Origin of the sequence: Pseudomonas sp. HY7a-MNA-CIBAN-0227 (genome assembly GCF_040310325.1) — a bacterium.
Lineage (GTDB): Bacteria > Pseudomonadota > Gammaproteobacteria > Pseudomonadales > Pseudomonadaceae > Aquipseudomonas.
On sequence record NZ_JBEOPT010000002.1, the window covers coordinates 47,365 to 70,283 of the forward strand.

Consider the following 22,919-nt stretch of genomic DNA (forward strand, 5'->3'; position numbering starts at 1 on the left):
TATAGGCAGAGGGTTAAATCGCTATGTAGATGAATATATAGCGGTTAGCCATCGGCGGTACAGTGCCACGTTGCCTCAGGCCAGCGTGTTGATGATCTCCCGGTGAGGGTGATGTCAGGTTCTGCCGAGCTTCTCCAGGGTTTGGCGGGCCAGTTCCAGGGTCAGGTCGTAGGTGGAAATGTCTTTACCCAGGCGCAGCGCCTGGCCCGCCCACAGGTTGCTGAAGCCTGCTTCATCCTTGGCCCGTAGCGGCATCAGTGCGCCGCCGGACAGCGGGAAGGCCGGCGCCGTCGGGTTGATTGCCCCCAGTTCGCGCATCACTCGGTTGATGATGCCGCGCGCCGGGCGCCCGGTGAACAGGTTGGTCAGCGCCGTTTCGCTGGCCTGGGCGGTGCGCAAGGCATGGTGGTGCGATGGCGTGACATTGGCCTCGGGTGTGAACAGGTACGCTGTACCCATCTGCACCGCCGACGCACCAAGGGCGAAAGCGGCAGCAATGCCCCGGGCATCACCGATCCCGCCGGCGGCAATCACCGGCACGCTGACGGCATCGACGATCTGCGGCACCAGGGCCATGGTGCCGATCTGGCTGCTGAGGTCTGCGCTAAGGAACATCCCGCGATGACCGCCTGCCTCAAAGCCCATGGCGATGATCGCATCGCAGCCGTGCTGCTCAAGCCAGATGGCTTCTTCCACCGTGGTGGCTGATGACAGTACTTTCGCGCCGGTAGCCTTTACCCGATCCAGCAGGGCTTTTTCCGGCAGGCCAAAGTGAAAACTGACGACTTCTGGGCGGAATCCTTCCACCACTTGGCAGGCGGCATCGTCGAAGGGCGCGCGGTTGGACACGGGTGCCGGTGCCTCAAAATCGGCGCCCAGTTCGCGGTAGTAAGGTTTCAGCAGGTTTTTCCACTCAGCGTCGCGCTCGGCGTTGGGTGTGGGCGGCTTGTGGCAAAAGAAGTTGACGTTCAGCGGCGTTGAGCTGTGTTGGCGAATGGCGGTCAGCGCTTCACGCAGTTGTTCGATGCTCAGCGCTGCGGCAGGCATCGAGCCCAGCGCGCCGGCCTTGTTGGCGGCGATGACCATGGCCGGGCCAGTGGCGCCAGCCATGGGCGCCTGGATGATCGGCAGTTTGATGCCAAGCAGGTCGAGAATTCGGGTGTCTGGCCAGGTGCTCATGGATTGCTTCTCCAGCGTTGAAACACTTAGGAATGGCTACGGGTTGCTTTTAGCAGGGGTAGATAGCGCAAGGCCAGTCTGTATTACTCACTGGACGAGCCCGGCCTTTCGTGCGGGGTTGTTATGGGGCGGGGTCAGTCGTTGGCCTGCCCAAGTACCTCAAGGGCGAGTGATCCGCTTTCTGCCGTGCTTTCCCGCTCCAGCAACTGCCGCTTGCGCTCAACCCCCCAACGATATCCCGACAGGTTGCCATCGCTGCGCACCACGCGATGGCAGGGAATTGCCACCGCCAGGCTGTTGGCGCCACAGGCCTGGGCCACAGCGCGAAAGGAGGCCGGGGCGCCGATACGCTTGGCAATCTCTGCGTAGCTGGCGGTGCTGCCCACAGGGATTTCTCGCAAGGCTTGCCAGACCCGTTCCTGGAAGGCGGTGCCGCGTAAATCCAGGGGCAAGTCCAGGCCCAGCGCTGGCGCTTCGACAAAGCCCACCACTTGGGCAATCAGTTGTTCGAAGTCACGGTCCGCGCCAATGAGATACGCGCGGGGAAATTGATCCTGCAGGTCACGCAACAGCTTGTCCGGATCATCCCCGAGCAGAATTGCGCAAACCCCTCGATTGCTCTGCGCCACCACAATTGCCCCCAGCGAGCATTGGCCAACGGCGAAGCGGATATCGCTGTTAGTGCCGCCGGCCTTGTAGTCGCTGGGTTTCATGCCGAGCAACCGGTCGGCTGATTCGTAGAAGCGACTGTTGGAGTTGAAGCCCGCGTCGTACAACGCATCGGTCACTGACTGACGATCCTTGAGGCCTTCTCGCATTTTGCGTGAGCGATGGGCGCTGGCATATCCCTTGGGGGTCAGGCCGGTGACGGTCTTGAACACGCGGTGAAAGTGGAAGGGGCTCAAGCCAGCGAGGCTGGCCAGGGTTTCCAGGCTTGGGAGGTTCTCGGCCTGCTCGATATGTCGGCAGGCGGTGGCCACTAGTTGGGCGTGGCGCTGGGCAATTTGGGTTTGATCCCCTGAGGCGCGTTTACTTGGGCGATAGCCGGCGGCTTCGGCTTGTTGTGGCGTGTCGAAGAACTCGACGTTTTCCGGGCGCGGCAGGCGCGAGGCACTGCTGGGGCGGCAATAGACACCGGTGGTTTTTACGCCGTAGACAAACGCCAGGTCAGCCTTGGGGTCGCGGGCGACAATCGCGGCCCAGCGCGGGTCTTGTTCAATGGTCATGGGCGACAGCTCGGCAGGAGACAGAGGGCAGGATAGTCGTTGTGATCAACCTAGGCACTCCGGTGCTTGCGGTCAAATTTGAAGCCTTCAACCCGCTGTGCGAAACGTCAGGTTGATGCGTTGGGGGCCCATGACTGCATGCAGGCCTTCGTTGATTGGCATTACCCCGTGAAAGCGCAGGCGATCCACGCCGCCCCAGACCACCACGTCGCCATGGAACAACGAGACTTTTTGCGTCTTGTCACTGCGCTCATGGCCGCCAAACAGAAACATTGCAGGCAAACCCAGAGACACCGAGACCACGGGTGCCGTGTAGCAGCGTTCGTTCTTGTCCTGGTGCAGAGACATCTTGGCCCCCGGCACATAGCGGTTGATCAGGCAGGCGTCCGGCTTAAAACCGTCGAACCCTGCATGCGCCGCTGCCATCACCGCCAGTTCGCGTAATGTTGCTGGCAGCTGCGGCCAGGGTTGCTGGCGAGTAGGGTCGATGGTTGTGTAGCGGTAGCTTGTACGGTCAGTGGTCCAGCCCAGGGCGCCACAACTGCTGAGAGCGGCCGACATGGTAAAGCCGCCTGGAGTGACCATTTGCCGAAACGGTGACTGGGCCAACACGGCCCGGAGCTCAGGCAGCAGGCGCTCGACCCAGGGCAGGGCATAACCCCTGAGGACGTAGGATTGTTCACCTATTTGTTCGCGGCCTGCGGGTTGTTGCAAAGCTTCGTCGGTAAACAGGTCTGCGGTAGGGCCGGGAATCGGCTTACTGCGCATCGTGAAAAATCACTCCCAAGGTATGACGCTCGCCACTGTGCAGAACACTGACCCCATGACGCAAGGTCACCCGATGAAATCCCCGGGCACTGGGCATCGGCCGCTGATTGACGGCGAAGATCCCCGCGTCACCCTTGTTTAGCGGTACCGCTTGGGCGCGGGATTGCATCCGTGGGCGGATGAGGAAGGCATCGGCGAATTCCTGTGGCAGCGGTTGAGTGCAGCCAGTCTAGGAAGTCGCCAAGTGTGTGGCACTCCGATGCTTGCGCTCGAATTACAGGGCCTTGCTGACTTTTATATCGCTGATTACATCGTCGGCAGCGTGAATCTTAGCCAAGGCTTGCTTGGCCTCTTCGACACTGCCGGATGCCAATTGGGCAAATTCAAAGCGCGGTTGGCCGTCGAGCTTGTACTTGATGACGTATTTGGTGGTTTGAGTCACGGTCTTTCCTGTCGGCAATAGTTGCGCAATCAGCTCAGTTTGGAGTTGGTGCGGCGAACAATGCGAATTTTGTGGGACAAGGTCGGCACGCGGGTGACGCTGATGGCCCGACGGTTGACGGTGTCCAGGGTGATGTTCCAGAAGCCGGTGCTTGGTGCGGTGATCTTGGCCGGAAACTTATCGAATGCGCCACCATGGTAAGTATGGCGACCACCGTTCTTGAAGCTGCGAAAATTCGCATCGCTCATCAGACGGATATTACAAATCTGCGAGCATTCGATGACGACAATGTCCCCTTCGTTAAGGTGCTCGCGCTGGTGGATGAATTTCATGAGGTGTCTCCAGAAGGGCTTTTTCTGAAAAATCAGAATGATACGTAGGTTAAGATGGAGTTTATCAGCCCCAGCACGTTTATTATCGGGTCGTCGTCGGCGTCTTCGACAATTTAAAACAGTTATTTACCGAGTTATCATGGATAAATCCTATGTGGGCGGGAGAAAAATACCATCCCCGCTGTCGTAGGGTCTTTATCGGAGGTTTTCTATGAAGTGGAGTGTATTGGTTCTGGCCTTGGCGATAGGTGGGTGTGCTTCGGTTTCAGACATCAAGCAAACACCGCCAACCTTGGCGGTCATCTCCGGCAAGAAACCGCAGGAGTATGCGGCATGTGTTGTACAGAAACTGTCATCGACCCGCAGACCGTCACAGATCGAACCCCACAAGGAAGGTGTTCGGGTGATCGTGCCGCAGAAGTTTTCAGCTGATCCGTCTGCCATTTTTGAAATCGAAGACCGCTCCAGCGGCAGCAGTATCAAGCTCTACGAGAGTATGTCGAATGTCCCGATTCGTCCGGGTGATGTGAAGAAAGCTGCGGAAGAATGCATTTCCGGTTGAGCCTGCAAGGCCGCCTATACCCTATCGAATCCGATTTGAAGAGCCTGACCTGCTGATGCAGTGTCAGGTTTTTTTTGTCTGTTGTTTGTAGGTCGTTTCTACTGATTATCGATTTACGATTACTTTTCCTGCCGCTTGAGGTGTTGTGGCGGTTAGCTCATTGACCTACCATTTGTTGGCTTATGCCTTATGGGCCTAAGCATATAACTATAAAAATGGAGTCGTGATGATGTCTCTGGATAGAGTTCTGATGGGTAGCGCGTTGCTATTGATGCTGGGCAGCGCCCACGCGCTGGAAGGTAAGAAGGTCTTTGCCGAGGGCGGCGTGCAGCCTGGCGCGGCGGCTTGCATGGCCTGTCATGGTGCCGATGGGTTGGGCTTGGCGGCGGCGGGCTTTCCGCGCTTGGCGGGTTTGCCGGCGGCGTATTTGCGCAAGCAACTGGATGATTTCAGAAGTGGCGCGCGTAGCAGCCCGGTGATGCAGTCGCTGGCCAAGGCACTTACTGAAGAAGAAATTGCAGCGGTGACCCAAACGCTGGCGGCGATGCCGACGCCTGCTGTTGCCACTGCCCATCGAAGTGCCACACCTGGCAGCCCCGCAGAAAAACTCGCGCTGCAAGGCGCCTGGGATCGGCAGATTCCCGCCTGTGTCAGCTGCCATGGGCCGTCAGGTGTTGGTGTCGGGGAGGCTTTTCCACCATTGGCAGGCCAGTCTGCGGCTTACTTGGCTGGACAGTTGAATGCCTGGCAGAGCGGGGCGCGGCACAACGATCCCAATGACCTGATGGGGCACATCGCCAAATCCCTTACGGCTGAAGAAGTGCAAGGCGTGGCCACTTACTTCGCTTCGCTGAGCGGTCAGGAGGTCAAGCCATGAAGATCTTTTCGTTTGTATCCCTGCTGGGTTCTTTGGTCAGCTTGCCCGCGCTGGCTGCCACCGTCGTCATGGAAGATCAATCGCAACTGCAGGTGCCGGCGGCGTCGCATCCGACCATCACCCAGTTCCAGCCACCCCAGGAAAGCGAGTTGCCAGATAATGCCTACGGCAAGCTGGTGATGCAGGGGTATGCGTTGTTTGTCGACACCAAGCGCCTGGCGCCGCAGTTTGTCGGTAATGGCCTCAATTGCAGCAACTGCCACCTGGACCAGGGCCGTCTGGCCAATTCGGCGCCGTTATGGGGCGCTTACCCGCTGTACCCGGCCTATCGAAAAAAGAACGACAAGGTGAATACCTTTGCCGAGCGCCTGCAGGGTTGCTTCCAGTTCAGCATGAATGGCGGCAAGCCGCCTGCTTCGGACAGCCCGGAGATTACTGCGCTGTCGGTCTATTCCTATTGGTTGGCAAGCAAGGCGCCATTGGGCGTCGAGTTGCCGGGGCGAGGTTATCCTGATGTGCCGCAACCGGCCAAGGGATATGACCTGGCCGGGGGCGCCGAGGTATACAAGGGCCAGTGTGCGGTGTGTCATGGTACTGAGGGGGAGGGTCAGAAAGTTGGTGACAGTTATGTGATGCCGCCGTTGTGGGGTAAGGACTCCTACAACTGGGGCGCCGGTATGCACCGGATCAACACCGCGGCTTCTTTTATCAAACACAATATGCCCTTGGGCAAGGGTGGCAGCTTGACCGATCAACAGGCGTGGGACGTGGCAGCGTACGTCAACCGCCATGAACGGCCCCAGGACCCGCGCCTGGTGGAGGGTTCCGTGGAGAAGACCCGGGTCAAGTTCCACGCCAATGATGGGGTCAACCTGTATGGGCAAACGGTCGACGGCGTGTTGATTGGCCAAGGCATCCGTTAAACTGTCGGTAACCCACAAAAAATGCCGCTGAGGCCTGAGGTTTTAGCGGCATTGTTTTTTCGGAAATAAGATATGAAACGCGAGCAAGTCAGAGAGCGGCATGCAGAGAATCACATCTCGGCGACCCATGTGATTCAAAATCCGGCCGATCCAGGGGAATGGATTGTATTTTTCAAGAAAAGCGCCGGGCGTAGCTTTTTCCTGGTGGATGATCAGGACGAGGTCGAATCTTTTGCGCACCTAGACGACCTGATCGACACCATTCGTGGCCTGGGTATCAAGTTCGCCGAAATTCACATGTAATCGGCAAGCTTACTTGCAGACCACCACCACGCTGCGGCCTTTGAAGTTGCCGACATCCGCGCCCAAGGTCTTGTCGCTTTCCTTCAGGGACGGCGTGCCCTCGGTGCCGACGATACGGTAGCCGGTGCCCGCGCAAGAAGCTTCGGCTTTTTCGTAGCAGCTGGCCCAGGAATTGGCTTCGCCGGAGCAGTCGATGGTCAGCCCTTGTTCGCCGTTGTTCAGGTAAGTGTCGGAGGCGGTGGTGCAGCCGGTGAGCGCCAGTACCGCAATCAGTGCCAGAATCTTGTTCATGTGAGAGTCGTCGTCAAAAGGTGTTGAAGGGGGGCGCTGACACTGTCGTGGGGCGTTTCGAGGGAGATTATAGCGAACGGCCATCAAGGTACAGGCAAACACAAAAAAGCCCCGTTCACCGGGGCTTGATGCGCAGGGCGGCAGGCTTACTTGCCCTTCGGTCTTTTGCTCGACGCGTGGCCAGCTTCATCCACAAACACTTCGGCTACCGCAATGGCTTCGCGTTCGGTCGCAAATGTTCCGGCGACGCTGTCACCGTGGAAGTTGATCAAGTGCCAGCCATCCGCTCGCTGTGTGATCAGGTAGCCGTTCACGCCTTTTGGTTCTGACATCTATCAATCTCGTTGTTTGGTTCAAGGGTGCAATGATAGCGCCAAACGCGATGGGGTCGCGCAAGTTGTTGCAGGTCAGTGCCGATATCCCCCAAAGCATGCTAAAAAGGTTGCAGACCTTTGAAATAACGAGGTGCAGCCGATTTTGATGGTGCCATTGGTGAGGCTTGTTGGAAGATGAGCGGAACTAACGCCGACATTTTTTCTCTATGTTGACATCGCAACGCCAGCAGCACCCATTGTAAGGTGACTGCGGCCTGATTAGACTGCGCCGAATTTCGTACGCACAGCCCTTTTAAGGACTCATATGATCAAGAAATGCTTGTTCCCAGCAGCCGGTTACGGTACTCGCTTCCTGCCAGCGACTAAAGCCATGCCCAAAGAGATGCTGCCGGTGGTAAACAAGCCACTGATCCAGTACGGCGTCGAAGAGGCACTGGATGCCGGTTTGAATGAAATCTCCATTGTGACCGGCCGTGGCAAGCGCGCCCTGGAAGACCACTTCGACATCAGCTACGAGTTGGAAAACCAGATCAAGGGCACCGACAAGGAAAAGTACCTGGTCGGTATCCGTAAACTGCTCGACGAGTGCTCGTTCTCCTACACTCGCCAGACCCAAATGAAGGGCCTCGGCCACGCGATTCTGACCGGTCGCCCGCTGATCGGTGATGAACCTTTCGCCGTGGTGCTGGCGGATGACTTGTGCGTTAACCTGGACGGCGACGGTGTGTTGACTCAGATGGTCAACCTGTACAAGAAATACCGTTGCACCATTATTGCCGTTCAAGAAGTCGATCCTCAGGAAACCAACAAGTACGGTGTGATCGCTGGCGATGACATCGGTGATGGCCTGATCCGCGTGCGTGACATGGTCGAGAAGCCAGCTCCGGAAGATGCGCCATCGAATCTGGCGATCATCGGTCGCTACATCCTGACTCCGGACATCTTCAAGCTGATTGAAGAGACCGAGCCAGGCAAGGGCGGCGAAATCCAGATCACTGATGCGCTGATGAAGCAAGCCAAAGACGGCTGCGTGATTGCCTACAAGTTCAAAGGTCGACGCTTTGACTGCGGCGGCGCTGAAGGCTACATCGAAGCGACCAACTTCTGCTTCGAACACTTCTACAAAACCGGCAAGGCTTACTGATTCACGGTTGCCTGCTGATCTCAAGAAAGCCACCTTCGGGTGGCTTTCTTGTTTTCCGGGTCCGTATTTCGGGTCATGTATTGCCTAGTGAATGGCAGCAGGTATGCTGATGTCCTGCCGAGGAGAGTGAAATGGCCTACGATTTTGATCTTTATGTAATTGGCGCCGGTTCTGGCGGTGTGCGGGCTGCGCGGTTTGCTGCCGGGTTTGGAGCCAAGGTGGCCGTGGCGGAAAGCCGCTACCTGGGTGGCACCTGCGTCAACGTTGGTTGCGTGCCAAAAAAGCTGCTGGTGTATGGCGCGCACTTCGCCGAAGACTTCGAGCAAGCCAGTGGTTTCGGCTGGTCCCTTGGGGAGGCGAATTTTGATTGGGCGACCTTGATTGCCAATAAGGATCGCGAGATCAATCGCCTCAATGGCATTTATCGCAACCTGCTGGTCAACAGTGGCGTGACCTTGCATGAGGGGCATGCGCGGCTGGTGGATCCGCATCAGGTGGAAATCAACGGTGAACGCTTCACCGCCAAACATATTCTGATTGCCACCGGTGGCTGGCCGCAGATCCCGGAAATTCCGGGGGGCGAGCATGCCATTGGCTCCAATGAGGCCTTCTTCCTTAAAGAGCTGCCCAAGCGCGTGCTGGTGGTGGGCGGTGGTTACATCGCGGTGGAGTTCGCCGGGATTTTCCATGGCCTGGGTGCCCAGACTACCTTGCTGTATCGCGGCGACCTGTTTCTGCGCGGTTTTGATGGCGCGGTACGCAAGCATTTGCAGGAAGAGCTAACCAAGCGTGGTCTGGACCTGCAATTTAATGCCGATATCGAGCGCATCGACAAGCAGGCCGATGGCAGTCTCAAGGCCACCTTGAAAGACGGTCGCGTGCTGGAGGCGGATTGCGTGTTCTACGCTACCGGCCGGCGGCCGATGCTCGACAACCTGGGGTTGGAAAACACCAAGGTCAAGCTGGACAAGCGCGGTTTCGTCGAAGTCGATGATCTGTACCAGACTGCCGAATCGTCGATCCTGGCCATTGGCGATGTCATCGGGCGTGTGCAGCTGACGCCTGTAGCATTGGCTGAAGGCATGGCTGTGGCTCGCCGCCTGTTCAAGCCTGAGCAGTATCGCCCGGTGGATTACGCGATGATTCCGACGGCGGTGTTCAGCTTGCCGAATATCGGTACTGTCGGCTTGAGTGAAGAGCAGGCAAAGGCTGACGGTCACAAGGTGCAGATATTCGAAAGCCGTTTCCGGCCGATGAAGTTGACCCTGACCGACTGTCAGGAGCGTACGTTGATGAAGCTGGTGGTCGACGCCGAGACCGACAAGGTTCTGGGTTGCCACATGGTCGGGCCGGATGCCGGCGAGATCGTCCAGGGCCTGGCGATCGCCCTCAAGGCGGGTGCGACCAAGCAACATTTCGATGAAACCATCGGCGTGCACCCGACGGCCGCGGAAGAGTTCGTCACCATGCGCACGCCTGTGGCTGGCTAATCAGTCCTTGGCAGTTGCCTCTGGCGCCGTCGCAACGACGGCCGCCAGGCGCAACGTTTCGATACTGGCCTGGGCTTTGGCCAGATTCAGTTCCAGAGTCTTGTTGGTCTGCTGGTGTTCGGTCAGCGCCTCCTGGCGTGACTGAGTTTCCAGCAGGGCGACGCGCAGGCGTTCCTGGAGAAGCGTGCGCTCGCTATCGATCAGGCTGACCTGTTCGCTCAGTTGGCGCTGTTGCTCACGGTCCTTGCGGGACTGCTCTTGCAGTGTGCCCAGCTCCTTTATGGTAACGCGATGCTCAATCAGCAGCCGCTCGTTATCGCGGTGCAATTGGGTGATCTCGTCCTGGCGCACCATTGCGCTCTGCTGCGCCTGACGCAGTTCTGCCTGCACCTGCTGCAACTGACCCTCATGACGCCGCTGCTCCTGCTCGCGCTGATCCTTGATCGCGTTGCGGTAATGCTCCAGTGCATCTCGCGCATGCAGGTGCTTTTCTTCCAGTGAGCGAACCTGCTCGTCCTTGTCGTTGATCCGTAGTTCGTAATCACTGCAGGCCTGGCTCAGGCCTGCATTGCGGGTTTGTTCGGTCTGCAGGCTAGAGCGGGTGCTCTGCAGTTTGGCGCTTTCATCGGCCAGTGCTGCGGCTTGTATATCGCACTGCTGCTTGAGTTGCCCGTGAGTCAGTCCCAGTTCTTCAAGCTGGGCGAGCAGGGCGCTCTTCTGCTGTTCGAATTGCGCCAGGGCATGATCAATGGGTTCCTGGGCTTTGTCCTTGAGGCGCTGGGCCAGCTGCGCCACCAGCTCTGCCAGCTCGTCATCGATAGGCGCCTGGGTAATGGTTTGCCGGGAGTCGCTTTCGTCCAGTTCTTTCAAATAGCGGTGAATCGTGGTTTTCGAGCCGGTATTGCCCATTTCGATGCGTACCGCGTCGATGCTGGGGTTTTCGCCGCGGGCGATGATCGCCAGGCGGGCCGTTTGAACGACTGCTTTGTTAATGCCACCACGAGCCATGGAGTCTCCGTCGATTTCGTACTGTGTTACGTAGTATGTATATACATACTGTATCACGATAAGATATTCATTTAAATTGGTGATTTAACAGCTGGGATATTGGCGTATTATCCCGTGTTATAAGCATTTTTGAAGGGTTCTCACCCAATGGCCGTACACATAAGGTCTTCGCCGTGAGCGAGCTGGATCGCTATCTAAACGCGGCCACCCGCGACAACACCCGTCGCAGCTACCGCGCGGCCATCGAACACTTTGAGGTGAGCTGGGGTGGCTTCCTGCCGGCCACCAGCGACAGCGTGGCGCGCTATCTGGTGGCGCACGCTGGCGTGTTGTCGGTCAACACCCTGAAGCTGCGTCTTTCTGCCTTGGCGCAGTGGCACACCAGCCAGGGGTTTCCCGATCCGACCAAGGCCCCGGTAGTGCGCAAGGTATTGAAGGGCATTCGCGCCTTGCACCCGGCCCAGGAAAAACAGGCGCAACCTTTGCAGCTCCAGCATCTGGAACAGGTTGTTGAGTGGCTTGAACGCGAAGGCAATGAGGCAAGAAGCGTTGATGATCAGCCAGGATGGCTGCGCGCCAAGCGCGATGCGGCCCTGATCCTGCTGGGTTTCTGGCGTGGCTTTCGCAGTGATGAACTGTGCCGAGTTACTATCGAGCACGTGCAAGCGGTGCCCGGCTCGGGGATCAGCCTGTATTTGCCTCGCAGCAAAAGCGACCGGGAAAACCTCGGTAAGACTTACCAAACCCCAGCCTTGCTGCGCTTGTGCCCAGTCCAGGCCTACAGCGAATGGCTCAGCGCGTCGGCCCTGGTGCGTGGCCCGGTGTTTCGCGGCATCGATCGCTGGGGCAACTTGAGTGAGGAGGGCTTGCATCCCAACAGCGTGATCCCGTTGTTGCGCCAGGCTCTGGAGCGTGCAGGGATTGCCGCCGAGCAGTACACCAGCCACTCGCTGCGACGCGGCTTTGCCACATGGGCCCATCGCAGTGGTTGGGATTTGAAGTCGTTGATGAGTTACGTCGGCTGGAAGGACATGAAATCCGCCATGCGCTATGTTGAAGCAACGCCTTTTCTCGGCATGACCGTGACCAATGACAAGCTGATTTGAAATTTCTTCTATTAATACAGTCCGTTGATAGCGAAAACCAATCGTCAGCATCAGGTTTGCCAATGAGCCATCGACCGCGAGACTGGGTAGGATTCATCTCATCAACTTCTTAACCCCTGACGGAGAGTCAACGATGCCTATCATCAACAGCCAAGTAAAACCGTTTAAAGCCACCGCTTACAAAAACGGCAACTTCGTAGACGTGTCGGACGCTGACCTGAAAGGCAAGTGGTCTGTCGTATTCTTCTACCCAGCCGACTTCACCTTCGTCTGCCCAACCGAACTGGAAGATCTGGCTGACAACTACGCCGAATTCCAGAAACTGGGCGTCGAAATCTACAGCGTGTCCACCGACACCCATTTTGCCCACGCGGCCTGGCACAACACTTCGCCAGCCATCAGCAAAATCCAGTACACCATGATCGGCGACCCAACCCTGACCATCTCCCGCAACTTCGATGTACTGATTGAAGAAGCTGGCCTGGCGGATCGCGGCACTTTTGTGATCAACCCAGAAGGTCAGATCAAAATCGTTGAACTGAACGACGGCGGCGTTGGCCGTGACGCTTCCGAGCTGCTGCGCAAAATCAAGGCCGCTCAGTACGTTGCTGCTCACCCAGGTGAAGTCTGCCCAGCCAAGTGGAAAGAAGGCGAGGCCACTCTGGCTCCTTCCCTGGACCTGGTCGGCAAGATCTAAACCTGTGAAACGCTACAGGGCGGGTTTTACCGCACCCAAGTAAGCTGTACCGCCCTCAAAAACGCCCGGGCGAGATTCGCTCGGGCGTTTTTTTTCGACCGTATTAAATGAATTAATAGGAAATCGCCCGTATGTTGGACGCCAATCTTAAAGCTCAGTTGAAGTCATACCTGGAACGGGTCACCCAGCCGATCGAGATCATCGCCTCCCTCGACGACGGTGCGAAATCCCAGGAAATGCTTGCCATGTTGCAGGACGTCAGCAGCCTCTCGACGCTGATTACCCTGCACAGCGATGGTACCGATGCGCGTAAGCCATCGTTCTCCATCAACCGTCCGGGTGCCAATATCAACCTGCGTTTTGCCGGCATCCCCATGGGTCATGAATTCACTTCGTTGGTGTTGGCACTGCTGCAAGTCGGCGGCCACCCTTCGAAAGCCAGTGTCGAAGTGATTGAACAGATCCGCGCCCTGAAAGGCGAGTTCAGCTTCGAGACTTACTTCTCGCTGTCGTGCCAGAACTGCCCGGACGTGGTCCAGGCACTGAACCTGATGGCCGTGCTCAACCCGAACATCCGCCACGTTGCTATCGACGGCGCGCTGTTCCAGGCCGAAGTCGATGATCGTCAGGTCATGGCCGTGCCGAGCGTCTACTTGAATGGTGTGAACTTCGGCCAGGGCCGCATGGGTCTGGAAGAAATCCTCGCCAAGCTCGACACCAGCGGTATCGAAAAACAGGCCGAAAAAATCAGCGCCAAGGCAGCCTTTGACGTACTGGTGGTCGGCGGTGGCCCAGCTGGTGCGGCGGCGGCGATCTACGCCGCTCGTAAGGGTATTCGTACCGGTGTTGCCGCCGAGCGTTTCGGCGGTCAGGTGTTGGACACCATGGCCATCGAGAACTTCATCTCGGTCCAGGAAACCGAAGGGCCGAAGCTGGCCAGTGCCCTGGAAGAACACGTCAAGCAGTACGACGTCGACATCATGAACCTGCAACGTGCCAGCGCACTGATTCCGGCGAAGAATGCCGGTGAGTTGCACGAAATTCGTTTCGAAAGCGGTGCCAGCCTCAAATCCAAGACCGTGATCCTGGCGACCGGTGCAAGGTGGCGTGAAATGGGCGTGCCGGGCGAGCAGCAATACAAGGCTAAAGGTGTGTGCTTCTGCCCGCACTGTGATGGCCCTCTGTTCAAAGGCAAACGTGTTGCCGTGATTGGCGGCGGTAACTCCGGCGTTGAGGCGGCGATTGACCTGGCGGGTATCGTCAGCCACGTCACCTTGCTGGAATTCGACAGCAAGCTGCGCGCTGATGCGGTATTGCAGCGCAAGCTGTACAGCCTGCCCAACGTTGACGTGATCACCAATGCGCTGACCAGTGAAGTCAAAGGTGATGGCCAGAAAGTCATCGGCCTGGTGTACAAGGACCGCAACTCGGACGACTTCAAGACCGTCGACCTGGATGGTATCTTTGTGCAGATCGGCTTGCTGCCCAATACCGACTGGCTAAAGGGTACCGTTGAGCTGTCGCCCCGTGGCGAGATCATTGTTGACGCCCGTGGCGAGACTTCACTGCCTGGCATATTTGCTGCCGGCGACGTCACCACCGTGCCGTACAAGCAGATCGTGATTGCGGTAGGCGAGGGCGCCAAAGCGTCCCTGAGCGCTTTCGATTACCTGATTCGCAGCTCTGCTCCGGAATAACGGCTGGCCTGAAAATAAAAAACCCCATGAGCAATCATGGGGTTTTTTATGGCCGGCAGTATTTACATCGGCGCGGGCTGGATGATTTCGACCCAGTACGCATCCGGGTCCTTGATGAACGCCAGGCTTTTCATGCGACCGTCAGTCAGGCGCTTCTGGAAGTCGCAGCCCAGCGCTTCGAAGCGCTCGCATGCAGTGACGATGTCCGGCACCGAGATGCAGATATGGCCAAAGCCGCGCGGGTCGGTGTTACCGTTGTGATAGGCGAAGTCGGCATCGTTTTCAGTGCCGTGGTTGTGTGTCAGTTCGAGAATTCCCGGAATCGACTTCATCCACTGGGTGCGTTCGGCAGCGTCGGCGGGGATCTGGGATTTTTCCACCAGGGCCAGGAAGTACAGGCTGAATTCAGCCTCTGGGAAATCGCGTTTTTCCACCAAGGAGAAGCCGAGGACGCGGGTGTAGAAGTCCAGCGACTTGGTGATGTCCTTGACCCGCAGCATGGTGTGGTTGAACACGAAGTTCGAGGTGGCGGTGTCCGGTTGGGCGGTGACGCCCGGGAAGGTGTTCAGTTCGTGCAGGCTCATGGGCCCTCCAGAAAAAATGGGGCAAACGCGACTCAAGACATGAGCGGTCCCTTGGTGTGCGGTTGCCAGGCGTCCGTGCAGCGGGTCCATGATACGCAGGCCCCGTCTGCCGCGCCAAATGAAAAAGGTCGCGCGGGCCTTGCGGCTAGCGTGCGCTGGGGCTAAAACTTTGTCCCTTGGCCAGCGAGTGTTTTTCACAATGACCCGATTCCGCAAATCGCTGTTGAGTATCCTGTGCCTGTTGCTCGGCAGCACTGCTGTGTTGGCTGCCGACCCGCAAATTCACTGGCCCAGTGGCTGGCAGGTGGAAGAGGTCGTACCCGACGATGAGGCGCCTACCCAGCCCTCGACGGTTTCCCGTCAGCGTGCGATAAAAAACGATGAAAACGGTACGACGCTAATGGTCATGGAATTGACGGGCACCCCCATTGCGGCCGGGCATAAAGTCAATTTGCAGGGTGTGCTACTGGAGATGCGCAAGACCATCCAGAAGGATTTCGCTCGCACGGGTTATCAAAGCGTCTGCAGCAAGATTCATCCGACAACATTAAGCCGTTTTGAGGCTCTGGAAACTACCTGCGTCATCACCGAAAACGGCCGGCATGTGTTGTCGCAAACATTGGTGGGGGCTGTTGATACCGATAAGGCTTATGTTCTTTCATACGCCGGGCAGGCCGAGGCTTATGCCGCGAGCAAGGATGAAGTCAATTCTGTGCGCGACAGCCTGAAACTTTGATCCCTCAGACTAGAGCATCAGATTTTTCCGATGATAGCCAGCGGGTGCAACTTAGTGGCTATATCGTGGCGTTGCGGGTGAGTGGTGTTATTGGTATTTTTACAAAATGAAATGTTTTTTAAAGTTGATTATCGAAAGCGCCAAGCAACGGCTTTTTCTTCGAAAGCGAGTACCCCAAAACAAAAAAAGCCCTGCAGGTGCAGGGCTTTCATTAGTACCTTTGTACTAGCCGCGAAGCCAGGAATCTACAGTGGCTGCGCCGTACTGTTCTTTCCAGGCCTTCAGGCCGCGGTGGTTGCCGCCTTTGGTCTCAATCAACTCGCCGGTGTGCGGGTTGTGATAGACCTTGACCACGCGTGCGCGGCGCTGTTTTGGTGCGGTCGCCACTTTAATGCCAGACTTGCCCAGGTTTGGATCAAGGATGGCGATGATGTCACGCAGGCTCTTGCCGTAGGTTTTCATCAGGCCTTGAAGCTTTTCTTCGAATTCGATTTCTTTCTTCAGGCCGGCGTCGTTCTTCAGGGATTCCAGCTGGGCGAGCTGCTCTTGAAGGGCTTTTTCTGCTGCGCGAAATTCGGCGAGTCTGGACAAAATCTGTACTCCAATAGTGTATTTGGCTGATACCAACTGCATACAAAGCTATAAGCCAAGAGCCTTAAGGTGACTCAACGAAAGTGACCCTCCTGTCAGTTTTGCACAGGCAGGAAAAATTGTAGTAGTTAATTCGTTAAGAGTAAATCATGACGTTTGTATAAATAACGATATTTCATTCAGAGGGTAGATGGCTATCAATGGCTGTGCAGGCTTTGAATAAACTCAGCACACGGCATGGGTCGCCCAAACAGATAACCCTGCAAAAAATCCACACCCTGCGCTGCAAGATACTGGCATTGTTCGTCTGTTTCGACCCCTTCGGCGACGATGCCCAGCTCAAGCTTGGCGGACAGTTCAATGATGCTGTCGAGTATATGCCGCGATAGAGCATCGGCCCCGATCATCGCCACAAAGCTTTGGTCGATCTTCAAGTAGTCGACGTTGAAGTTGCGCAAATAGCCCAGGCTGGAATGGCCGGTACCGAAGTCGTCAATGGCAATCATGACTCCCAGGTTGTGCAGGGCTTCGAACAGTTGGCGAGTGATGTCGGTGGGCTCGATCAGCTCCCGTTCGGTCAACTCCAGCACCAGCGTGACCTGGCCCGGAGGGAAGGCGGCGAGAAATTCCCGGCAGTCCTCTACCAGCTCCAGGTCGTGGCAATGGCTGGCGGTGATATTGATGCCCACATGGAAGCCGGCAATCAATGAATCGGCGTGTGGCGCCAACTGCGCGGCGGTCTGGCGCATCAATGCACGGGTCATCGGGACGATTAGCCCCGAATGTTCGGCCAAGGGGATAAACAGGTCAGGACGCACCAGGCCTTCCTTGGGGTGCTTCCAGCGCATCAGTACTTCACAGCCGGCCCATTGGCGTGTATCGCCGCGAACGACCGGCTGGAAGTAAGGCACAAACTCGTTGGCTCCCAACGCTCGTTGCAGCTCGCGGGTAGGGGAGGATGAGCGCTTTTGCAACCAGTGCGCGAGGATGCCCGCCAGTACGCCGAAGAACACCACCAGGCTGAACAGCGCCGGATATCGGGCCTCCATGTAGCGCCACACCTCACCTTCGGGCATGCCGGCTTCGATGCTGTAGACGTACCGTTTGGAGTCAAGTTGATAATGGGCCACGGCAAACACAGGGGGGGTCGTGTCATGGACTTTTCCGTCGGACGCCAGCCAGTTGGGCCCGACCTGCAGCAGCAGGTCCGCGTAGCGGCTGATCAGGCGCAAAGCGTTCGTCAGGTGGTAGCCGTCGATGGAGGCAAAGGCGCCCTGATCGCCTTGCGTGAGCCGGTACACCAGCAACGCCGTGTCGGGTGTCACCGGATTGCCATTCATCAACCACAGGCGGCCGTTGACGTAGTCGTCCGGATTGACCGGTGACACGTAATTGCCGCCGAACAATGAGCTGCAATAAATGCTCTTTTGCCACGACAAGGTGGTAGCGCGCACGAAGGGGCGGCGGGTGACCTGTTCGCGCAGGGCCAACTGCGTCTGGTTGTCACATTCATGACCGGCCAGCGGCAGCAGTTCCTGGGCGGCAAGGGCGGTGTTGTCGAGCATCAGGTCGAACTGGCGCACCGCTTCCCCAGCAGTTTCGGCGGTGCTTTGTTCCAGCGTGCGCTCGGCCTGCAAGTACAGGATCACTACGCCGAACACAATTGGCAACACTCCACTGAGCAGGGTGATCAGGTGGCGGGTGGTGCTTTTTCGTGGGCCTTTGACGGTCAGTGGCATTGGCGCGGACCTGTAGCGGGTAGCGGCGATAGGGCTCTCAAAGGCGGGCGGGACAACAGGAGCCGTGCAAAAAAGAGTGTGGGTCAGGGCCATGATAGATGGCGCCGCGCATCTGCGCCTGCTCAGTCAGCATTGATACGTGTGGCCAGTCGGATAAAAGCCAGCGTCGCCGGCGACGACTGTCGTTGATCCAACACCGCCAGCCCAACCTGTCGCTTGACTGCCGGCTTGAGGGGCTTTTTCAGGTAGCCCGGTTGTGGCGTATCGGGCAGCGACAGCTCGGCGACCAGGGTCACCCCGTCGCCACGGCGCACGGTGTCCAGGGTGCTGAGCAACTGCGGGCAGCGATAGCGGATATCCGGCTTGAGTCCGGCGCCGACGAACAAACGCGATACCAGTTGCGAAGAGCCAGCCTCGGTCAGGATAAACGGGTCGTCGCACAAGGCCCGAAGGCTGATGCTTGCAACCACCACCCTTGTGACGGGCAGGCTGACGGTTGAAGCGCTGGGCGCCATTCATCTGCCACAACTGCTGAGCCTGCTGTACCTCGGCGTGTTGGGATCGGCCCTGGCCTACATTGGTTACTACGATGGCATCCGGCGCATCGGCGCCACCCGCTCTGGGGTGTTTATTGCCCTTAATCCGCTGACGGCAGTGATTTGTGGTGCGCTGTTGCTGGGGGAACAACTGACTGCGCCAATGTATCTGGGAGGCGCAGTGATCCTGGTGGGGATTTATCTGTGCAATAAACCCCTTGCACCTGCCAGGGCATAGGGTTTTGATAGGGAATACGGACAAACTTGGTTACGCTGTGTAGAATCGGTTTACGTATACAAGAATAAGTGCTTGCATTCACGCAAGCCTCGTCCGTCAGAGACGCCCGTAAGAGAATGATCCAACCATGAAGCTACTCGGGTCCCCACTCATCTATGGTGACTTCCTCGCCCGCAGCGTGCGGGGCATCTCCTGTGCACCACCTGCCGCCCTCATCCTTGCTGGCAACTAACGATATCCGTTAATTCTAAGAAGATGATGAGGCGCCAAACCATGGCAGATTTATACGAAAACCCAATGGGCCTGATGGGCTTTGAATTCATCGAATTCGCATCGCCGACCCCTGGCACCCTTGAGCCGATCTTCGAGATCATGGGCTTTTCCAAAGTCGCGACCCACCGTTCGAAAAACGTGCACCTGTACCGTCAGGGCGAGATCAATCTGATCCTCAACAACGAACCCAACAGCGTAGCCTCCTACTTCGCCACCGAGCATGGCCCGTCGGTGTGCGGCATGGCGTTCCGGGTCAAGAACGCCCAACAGGCCTACGCCCGCGCCCTGGAACTTGGCGCCCAGCCGATCCATATCGAAACCGGCCCGATGGAATTGAACCTGCCAGCCATCAAAGGCATTGGTGGTGCGCCGCTGTACCTGATCGACCGTTTCGGCGAGGGCAGTTCGATCTATGACATCGACTTCGTCTACCTGGAAGGCGTTGATCGCAACCCACCGGGCGCCGGCCTGAAAGTCATCGATCACCTGACCCACAACGTCTATCGCGGGCGCATGGCCTACTGGGCCAACTTCTACGAGAAGCTGTTCAACTTCCGTGAAGCTCGCTACTTCGATATCAAGGGTGAGTACACCGGCCTGACCTCCAAGGCCATGAGCGCCCCGGATGGCATGATCCGCATCCCGCTCAACGAAGAATCGTCCAAGGGCGCCGGGCAGATCGAAGAGTTCCTGATGCAGTTCAACGGCGAAGGTATCCAGCACGTGGCCTTCCTCACTGACGACCTGGTCAAGACCTGGGATCAGTTGAAGAAGATCGGTATGCGCTTCATGACCGCGCCGCCGCAGACCTACTACGAAATGCTCGAAGGTCGCCTGCCAAACCACGGCGAACCTGTGGATCAACTGCAAGCGCGGGGCATCCTGCTGGACGGTTCGTCGGTTGCAGGCGACAGGCGCCTGCTGCTGCAAATCTTCTCGGAAACCCTGATGGGGCCGGTGTTCTTCGAATTTATCCAGCGCAAGGGTGATGACGGGTTCGGTGAAGGCAACTTCAAGGCACTGTTCGAATCCATCGAGCGTGATCAGGTGCGTCGTGGTGTATTGACCGCTGACTGATCGATGACAAGGCTGTAAAAAAGCCCGGTCGAGGACTTCCTCGGCCGGGCTTTGTTTTGCCTGTTATCAGGCTTTGCGTTGTCGCACCAAATGCTTGAACCCTTCAAACACCAGCACCACCACCGCCAGCCAGATCGGGATATACGTCAACCATTCTCCCGGCCCGATGCTTTCCCCCAGTAACAGGGCCACCCCCAGCAACAGCACCGGTTCCACATAACTGAGCAATCCAAACAGGCTGAACGCCAACAAGCGGCTGGCAATGATATAGCTCACCAGCGCTGCTGCACTGATCAGCCCCAGCATGGGAATCAACGCGTACAGCCCCTTGTGGGTACCCAGCACCGCAAAGCCCTGTTCGCCGCTTTGCACAAACCACAGCGCCACCGGCAGCATCAGCGCCATATCGAGCCACAGCCCGCCCAAATGGTCGGTAGCCAGCCGTTTACGTAGAACAAAGTAGGTTGGGTAACCAATGATCACCAACAGTGTCGCCCAGGAAAAACCACCCACCTGGTACAGTTCGTTGAGTACGCCTGCGGCGGCAAAAAATACCGCAATCTGTTGCAGGCGTGACAGCCGTTCGCCATACACCAGGCGACCGGTCAGGACCATGGTCAACGGCAGCAGGAAGTAACCGAGGGACACATCCAGGCTGCGGCCGTTGAGCGGCGCCCACATGAACAGCCACAGCTGCACCCCAAGCAATACCGAAGACAACAAAATCCCTCCGATCAGCCGAGGTTTGCCCGCCAGCAGTCGGACCAACTCCAGCACCCGTCGCCATTCGCCGCTGACTGCCATGAACACGGTCATGCACGGCACTGTCAGCAGCATCCGCCAACCAAAAATCTCCAGGCCACTCAAGGGTGTGAGCAAGGATGTGAAGTAATACATCACGGCAAACAACACCGAGGCCAATACCGATAGAGCAACACCTTTAGACACGCTGTCCTCGCGAAGACGATTCATACAAGAGAGGGGGGAAATCAAGGTGGGAATATATTGCTTTTGCTGTGAGACGTTTGCTCTGTTTTGCGGCATCTTATGAGAAATTTTCTCACCCCAAGGTCTGCCCTGATGCCCGTCAACCTACAACCACCCCTCGATGCCTTCGACCTGGCGATCCTCAAGCACCTGCAGCATGACAACACCACGGCTCTGCGGGTGATTGGCGAGCAGGTCAGCCTGTCTACCGCTGCGGTGCAACGGCGGATCAAGCGCATGGAGCAGAGCGGGGCGATCACTGCCAATACGGCAGTGGTGAATCAGGAGGCGGTGGGCAAGCCCATCACCATCCTGGTGGAGGTGCATGCCGAACGAACCCACATCGAAGACCTCGACGTGCTCAAGGCGCAGATGTCGATCCCTCAAGTGCAGCAGTGCTATTACGTCACTGGCGACGCCGACTTCATGCTGGTGGTTGTGGTGGAAACCATGAAGGCCTACGAAACCCTGGCGCGACAGTTGTTCTATGAGAACCGCAACATCAAATGGTTTCGCAGCATCGTGGTGATGGACCGGGTGAAGGTGAGCCTGGACGTGCCGCTCGATTAACTGACAATACAAATCAAAATGTGGGAGCTATCGCAGCCTCGCCAAGGCTCGACAGCTCCCACGGGGTTTAGGGTGCTCATCAAGGATGAGCAATCCGCCCCGACACAAAATGCCCTACATCATTGAACCCTGGCGTCGAGGCATGCCCTGGCGTCACCAGCGAATCAATGAATGCCTCATCCTCGGCACTGATCTTCACCGCTAGCGCCTGGGTATAGGCATCCCACTGCGCCTCGGTGCGCGGCCCAACAATGGCCGAACTGACCGCCGTGTTGTTCAGCACCCAGGCAATCGCAAACTCGACAATCCCGACACCCCGCCCCTGGGTGTACTGCTGGATCTGCTGAGCAATGCGCAGGGACTCGACCCGCCATTCGGTTTCCAGGATGCGCTTGTCCTGGCGCCCGGCACGGCTGCCGACGTCGGGTGTGACATCCGGCGCGTACTTGCCGCTCAGTACGCCACGAGCCAATGGGCTGTAGGGAACAACGCCAAGGCCGTAGGCAGCAGCAGCGGTAATCTGTTCCACCTCGGCCTGGCGATTGACGATGTTGTACAGCGGCTGGCTGATGACAGGCTTGTCTACCCCCAGGCGCTCGGCCACGCGGATCACCTCGGCGATGCGCCAGCCTCGATAGTTGGACAGGCCCCAATAGCGGATCTTGCCCTCGCGGATCAAGTCGCCAATGGCTGACACCGTCACCTCCAGTGGGGTGTGGTGGTCTTCGCGATGCAGGTAGTAGATGTCCAGGTAATCAGTGTCGAGGCGGCTGAGGCTGGCATCCAGGGCATTGAACATTCGCTTGCGGCTCAAGCCGCTGCGGTTGGGCGGGCCGTCAGCCGGACCGAAGCCAACCTTGGACGCCACCACCCAATCCTGGCGATGACGGGCAATGGCTTCACCGACGATTTCTTCGGAACGCCCACCGGTATAGACGTCGGCGGTGTCGATGAAATTGATACCCTGATCCCAGGCCTTGTCGATGATGCGCAAGGAGTCCTCGGCGCTGGTCTGCTCGCCAAACATCATACTGCCCAGGGTCAGCGCGCTGACCTTGAGCCCGGACTGGCCCAGTGTGCGGTAAATCATGGTGAACTCCTCATAAGGGATGACGTGGGCTATGCAATACCAGAGAGCGAGGCTCTGGAACAAGCCCAGCGGCTGTGTTCACGTGAATCTTCATTTGCGAGCAAGCCCGCACCGAGCG

General features: G+C 57.7%; 25 protein-coding genes and 3 pseudogenes. 13 read left to right on the forward strand and 15 right to left on the reverse strand.

Annotation, left to right across the window (positions count from 1 at the left end):
• Positions 1-114: 114 nt before the first annotated feature.
• The 6 genes and pseudogenes from AAEZ06_RS03325 to AAEZ06_RS03350 form a co-directional block, all read right to left on the reverse strand.
• Positions 115-1,179 carry an NAD(P)H-dependent flavin oxidoreductase gene (locus AAEZ06_RS03325; protein ID WP_350612819.1) on the reverse strand — a complete coding sequence of 355 codons (1,065 nt, stop codon included), beginning with the start codon at positions 1,177-1,179 and terminating at the stop codon, positions 115-117.
• A 134-nt stretch (positions 1,180-1,313) separates the two neighbouring features.
• Positions 1,314-2,405, reverse strand: a complete 1,092-nt coding sequence (ada, locus tag AAEZ06_RS03330) for a bifunctional DNA-binding transcriptional regulator/O6-methylguanine-DNA methyltransferase Ada (RefSeq protein ID WP_350612821.1) — start codon at positions 2,403-2,405, stop codon at positions 1,314-1,316.
• An 87-nt stretch (positions 2,406-2,492) separates the two neighbouring features.
• On the reverse strand, positions 2,493-3,158 hold the full coding sequence (gene alkB, locus AAEZ06_RS03335) for a DNA oxidative demethylase AlkB (protein WP_350613416.1): 666 nt from the start codon (positions 3,156-3,158) through the stop codon (positions 2,493-2,495).
• A gap of 4 nt (positions 3,159-3,162) precedes the next feature.
• Positions 3,163-3,351: pseudogene (locus tag AAEZ06_RS03340) on the reverse strand (2OG-Fe(II) oxygenase); the annotation flags it as partial.
• A 96-nt stretch (positions 3,352-3,447) separates the two neighbouring features.
• Positions 3,448-3,615: a hypothetical protein gene (locus AAEZ06_RS03345; RefSeq protein ID WP_178114532.1), complete on the reverse strand. Its 168-nt coding sequence runs from the start codon at positions 3,613-3,615 to the stop codon at positions 3,448-3,450.
• A gap of 29 nt (positions 3,616-3,644) precedes the next feature.
• Complete coding sequence (locus AAEZ06_RS03350; RefSeq protein WP_133102683.1) at positions 3,645-3,947, reverse strand: DUF1883 domain-containing protein; 303 nt, start codon at positions 3,945-3,947, stop codon at positions 3,645-3,647.
• Positions 3,948-4,158: 211 nt separating this feature from the next.
• Between AAEZ06_RS03350 and AAEZ06_RS03355 the strand changes: the two genes are divergently transcribed.
• The 4 genes from AAEZ06_RS03355 (at position 4,159) to AAEZ06_RS03370 (ending at position 6,612) form a co-directional block, all read left to right on the forward strand.
• Entirely contained in the window at positions 4,159-4,509 is a 351-nt protein-coding gene (locus AAEZ06_RS03355; protein ID WP_149414659.1) for a hypothetical protein, read from the forward strand.
• 226 nt (positions 4,510-4,735) lie between these two features.
• Positions 4,736-5,386, forward strand: a complete 651-nt coding sequence (locus AAEZ06_RS03360; protein WP_350612824.1) for a c-type cytochrome — start codon at positions 4,736-4,738, stop codon at positions 5,384-5,386.
• A complete protein-coding gene (locus tag AAEZ06_RS03365; RefSeq protein ID WP_350612826.1) occupies positions 5,383-6,309 on the forward strand; it encodes a c-type cytochrome in 927 nt (308 codons plus the stop codon). Before AAEZ06_RS03360 ends, AAEZ06_RS03365 begins: the two co-directional genes overlap by 4 nt.
• A 72-nt stretch (positions 6,310-6,381) precedes the next feature.
• On the forward strand, positions 6,382-6,612 hold the full coding sequence (locus tag AAEZ06_RS03370; RefSeq protein WP_149414658.1) for a hypothetical protein: 231 nt from the start codon (positions 6,382-6,384) through the stop codon (positions 6,610-6,612).
• A gap of 9 nt (positions 6,613-6,621) precedes the next feature.
• Here the strand turns inward: AAEZ06_RS03370 and AAEZ06_RS03375 are convergent, their stop codons facing one another.
• Together AAEZ06_RS03375 and AAEZ06_RS03380 are read right to left on the reverse strand one after the other, a co-directional pair.
• Positions 6,622-6,903: a hypothetical protein gene (locus AAEZ06_RS03375; RefSeq protein ID WP_133102678.1), complete on the reverse strand. Its 282-nt coding sequence runs from the start codon at positions 6,901-6,903 to the stop codon at positions 6,622-6,624.
• Positions 6,904-7,049: 146 nt separating this feature from the next.
• Entirely contained in the window at positions 7,050-7,235 is a 186-nt protein-coding gene (locus AAEZ06_RS03380; RefSeq protein ID WP_016969599.1) for a hypothetical protein, read from the reverse strand.
• Positions 7,236-7,542: 307 nt separating this feature from the next.
• Between AAEZ06_RS03380 and galU the strand changes: the two genes are divergently transcribed.
• Positions 7,543-8,382: a UTP--glucose-1-phosphate uridylyltransferase GalU gene (gene galU / locus AAEZ06_RS03385; protein ID WP_149414657.1), complete on the forward strand. Its 840-nt coding sequence runs from the start codon at positions 7,543-7,545 to the stop codon at positions 8,380-8,382.
• 131 nt (positions 8,383-8,513) lie between these two features.
• Positions 8,514-9,872 (forward strand): glutathione-disulfide reductase, encoded by a 1,359-nt coding sequence (gene gorA, locus AAEZ06_RS03390; protein ID WP_350612829.1) that lies wholly within the window; start codon positions 8,514-8,516, stop codon positions 9,870-9,872.
• Here gorA and AAEZ06_RS03395 read toward each other — a convergent pair whose 3' ends face one another.
• A complete protein-coding gene (locus tag AAEZ06_RS03395) occupies positions 9,873-10,880 on the reverse strand; it encodes a DNA-binding protein (RefSeq protein WP_149414655.1) in 1,008 nt (335 codons plus the stop codon). It lies immediately after the preceding gene.
• A gap of 173 nt (positions 10,881-11,053) precedes the next feature.
• Here AAEZ06_RS03395 and AAEZ06_RS03400 point away from each other — a divergent pair, with 173 nt between their 5' ends.
• The 3 genes from AAEZ06_RS03400 to ahpF all read left to right on the forward strand — a co-directional run bounded on the left by AAEZ06_RS03400 (position 11,054) and on the right by ahpF (position 14,380).
• Positions 11,054-11,986 (forward strand): site-specific integrase, encoded by a 933-nt coding sequence (locus AAEZ06_RS03400; protein ID WP_149414654.1) that lies wholly within the window; start codon positions 11,054-11,056, stop codon positions 11,984-11,986.
• A 133-nt stretch (positions 11,987-12,119) separates the two neighbouring features.
• Complete coding sequence (ahpC, locus tag AAEZ06_RS03405) at positions 12,120-12,683, forward strand: alkyl hydroperoxide reductase subunit C (RefSeq protein WP_133102672.1); 564 nt, start codon at positions 12,120-12,122, stop codon at positions 12,681-12,683.
• A gap of 131 nt (positions 12,684-12,814) precedes the next feature.
• Complete coding sequence (gene ahpF / locus AAEZ06_RS03410) at positions 12,815-14,380, forward strand: alkyl hydroperoxide reductase subunit F (RefSeq protein WP_149414653.1); 1,566 nt, start codon at positions 12,815-12,817, stop codon at positions 14,378-14,380.
• Positions 14,381-14,442: 62 nt separating this feature from the next.
• Here the strand turns inward: ahpF and gloA are convergent, their stop codons facing one another.
• The gene (gloA, locus tag AAEZ06_RS03415; RefSeq protein ID WP_149414652.1) at positions 14,443-14,964 is read right to left on the reverse strand and encodes a lactoylglutathione lyase; all 522 of its coding nucleotides are present in this window, start codon (positions 14,962-14,964) and stop codon (positions 14,443-14,445) included.
• A gap of 199 nt (positions 14,965-15,163) precedes the next feature.
• On the opposite strand from gloA, the gene AAEZ06_RS03420 reads away from it, so the two are divergent.
• Complete coding sequence (locus tag AAEZ06_RS03420; protein ID WP_149414651.1) at positions 15,164-15,700, forward strand: DUF4946 domain-containing protein; 537 nt, start codon at positions 15,164-15,166, stop codon at positions 15,698-15,700.
• 225 nt (positions 15,701-15,925) lie between these two features.
• On the opposite strand, the gene AAEZ06_RS03425 is transcribed toward AAEZ06_RS03420, so the two are convergent.
• The 3 genes and pseudogenes from AAEZ06_RS03425 to AAEZ06_RS03435 all read right to left on the reverse strand — a co-directional run.
• Positions 15,926-16,291: a histone-like nucleoid-structuring protein, MvaT/MvaU family gene (locus AAEZ06_RS03425; RefSeq protein ID WP_149414650.1), complete on the reverse strand. Its 366-nt coding sequence runs from the start codon at positions 16,289-16,291 to the stop codon at positions 15,926-15,928.
• A gap of 197 nt (positions 16,292-16,488) precedes the next feature.
• Positions 16,489-18,030 carry an EAL domain-containing protein gene (locus tag AAEZ06_RS03430; protein ID WP_149414649.1) on the reverse strand — a complete coding sequence of 514 codons (1,542 nt, stop codon included), beginning with the start codon at positions 18,028-18,030 and terminating at the stop codon, positions 16,489-16,491.
• 122 nt (positions 18,031-18,152) lie between these two features.
• Positions 18,153-18,491, reverse strand: a pseudogene (locus AAEZ06_RS03435) (LysR family transcriptional regulator substrate-binding protein); the annotation flags it as partial.
• Here AAEZ06_RS03435 and AAEZ06_RS03440 point away from each other — a divergent pair.
• A pseudogene (locus AAEZ06_RS03440) lies at positions 18,484-18,804 on the forward strand (EamA family transporter); the annotation flags it as partial. The pseudogenes AAEZ06_RS03435 and AAEZ06_RS03440 overlap by 8 nt on opposite strands.
• 273 nt (positions 18,805-19,077) lie before the next feature.
• Positions 19,078-20,154 carry a 4-hydroxyphenylpyruvate dioxygenase gene (gene hppD, locus AAEZ06_RS03445; protein WP_149414648.1) on the forward strand — a complete coding sequence of 359 codons (1,077 nt, stop codon included), beginning with the start codon at positions 19,078-19,080 and terminating at the stop codon, positions 20,152-20,154.
• Between the two features lie 66 nt (positions 20,155-20,220).
• Here the strand turns inward: hppD and rarD are convergent, their stop codons facing one another.
• On the reverse strand, positions 20,221-21,102 hold the full coding sequence (gene rarD / locus AAEZ06_RS03450) for an EamA family transporter RarD (RefSeq protein ID WP_149414647.1): 882 nt from the start codon (positions 21,100-21,102) through the stop codon (positions 20,221-20,223).
• 132 nt (positions 21,103-21,234) lie between these two features.
• On the opposite strand from rarD, the gene AAEZ06_RS03455 reads away from it, so the two are divergent.
• Entirely contained in the window at positions 21,235-21,711 is a 477-nt protein-coding gene (locus AAEZ06_RS03455) for an Lrp/AsnC family transcriptional regulator (protein ID WP_149414646.1), read from the forward strand.
• Positions 21,712-21,790: 79 nt separating this feature from the next.
• On the opposite strand, the gene AAEZ06_RS03460 is transcribed toward AAEZ06_RS03455, so the two are convergent.
• Positions 21,791-22,801: an aldo/keto reductase gene (locus AAEZ06_RS03460; RefSeq protein ID WP_149414645.1), complete on the reverse strand. Its 1,011-nt coding sequence runs from the start codon at positions 22,799-22,801 to the stop codon at positions 21,791-21,793.
• Positions 22,802-22,919 lie beyond the last annotated feature (118 nt).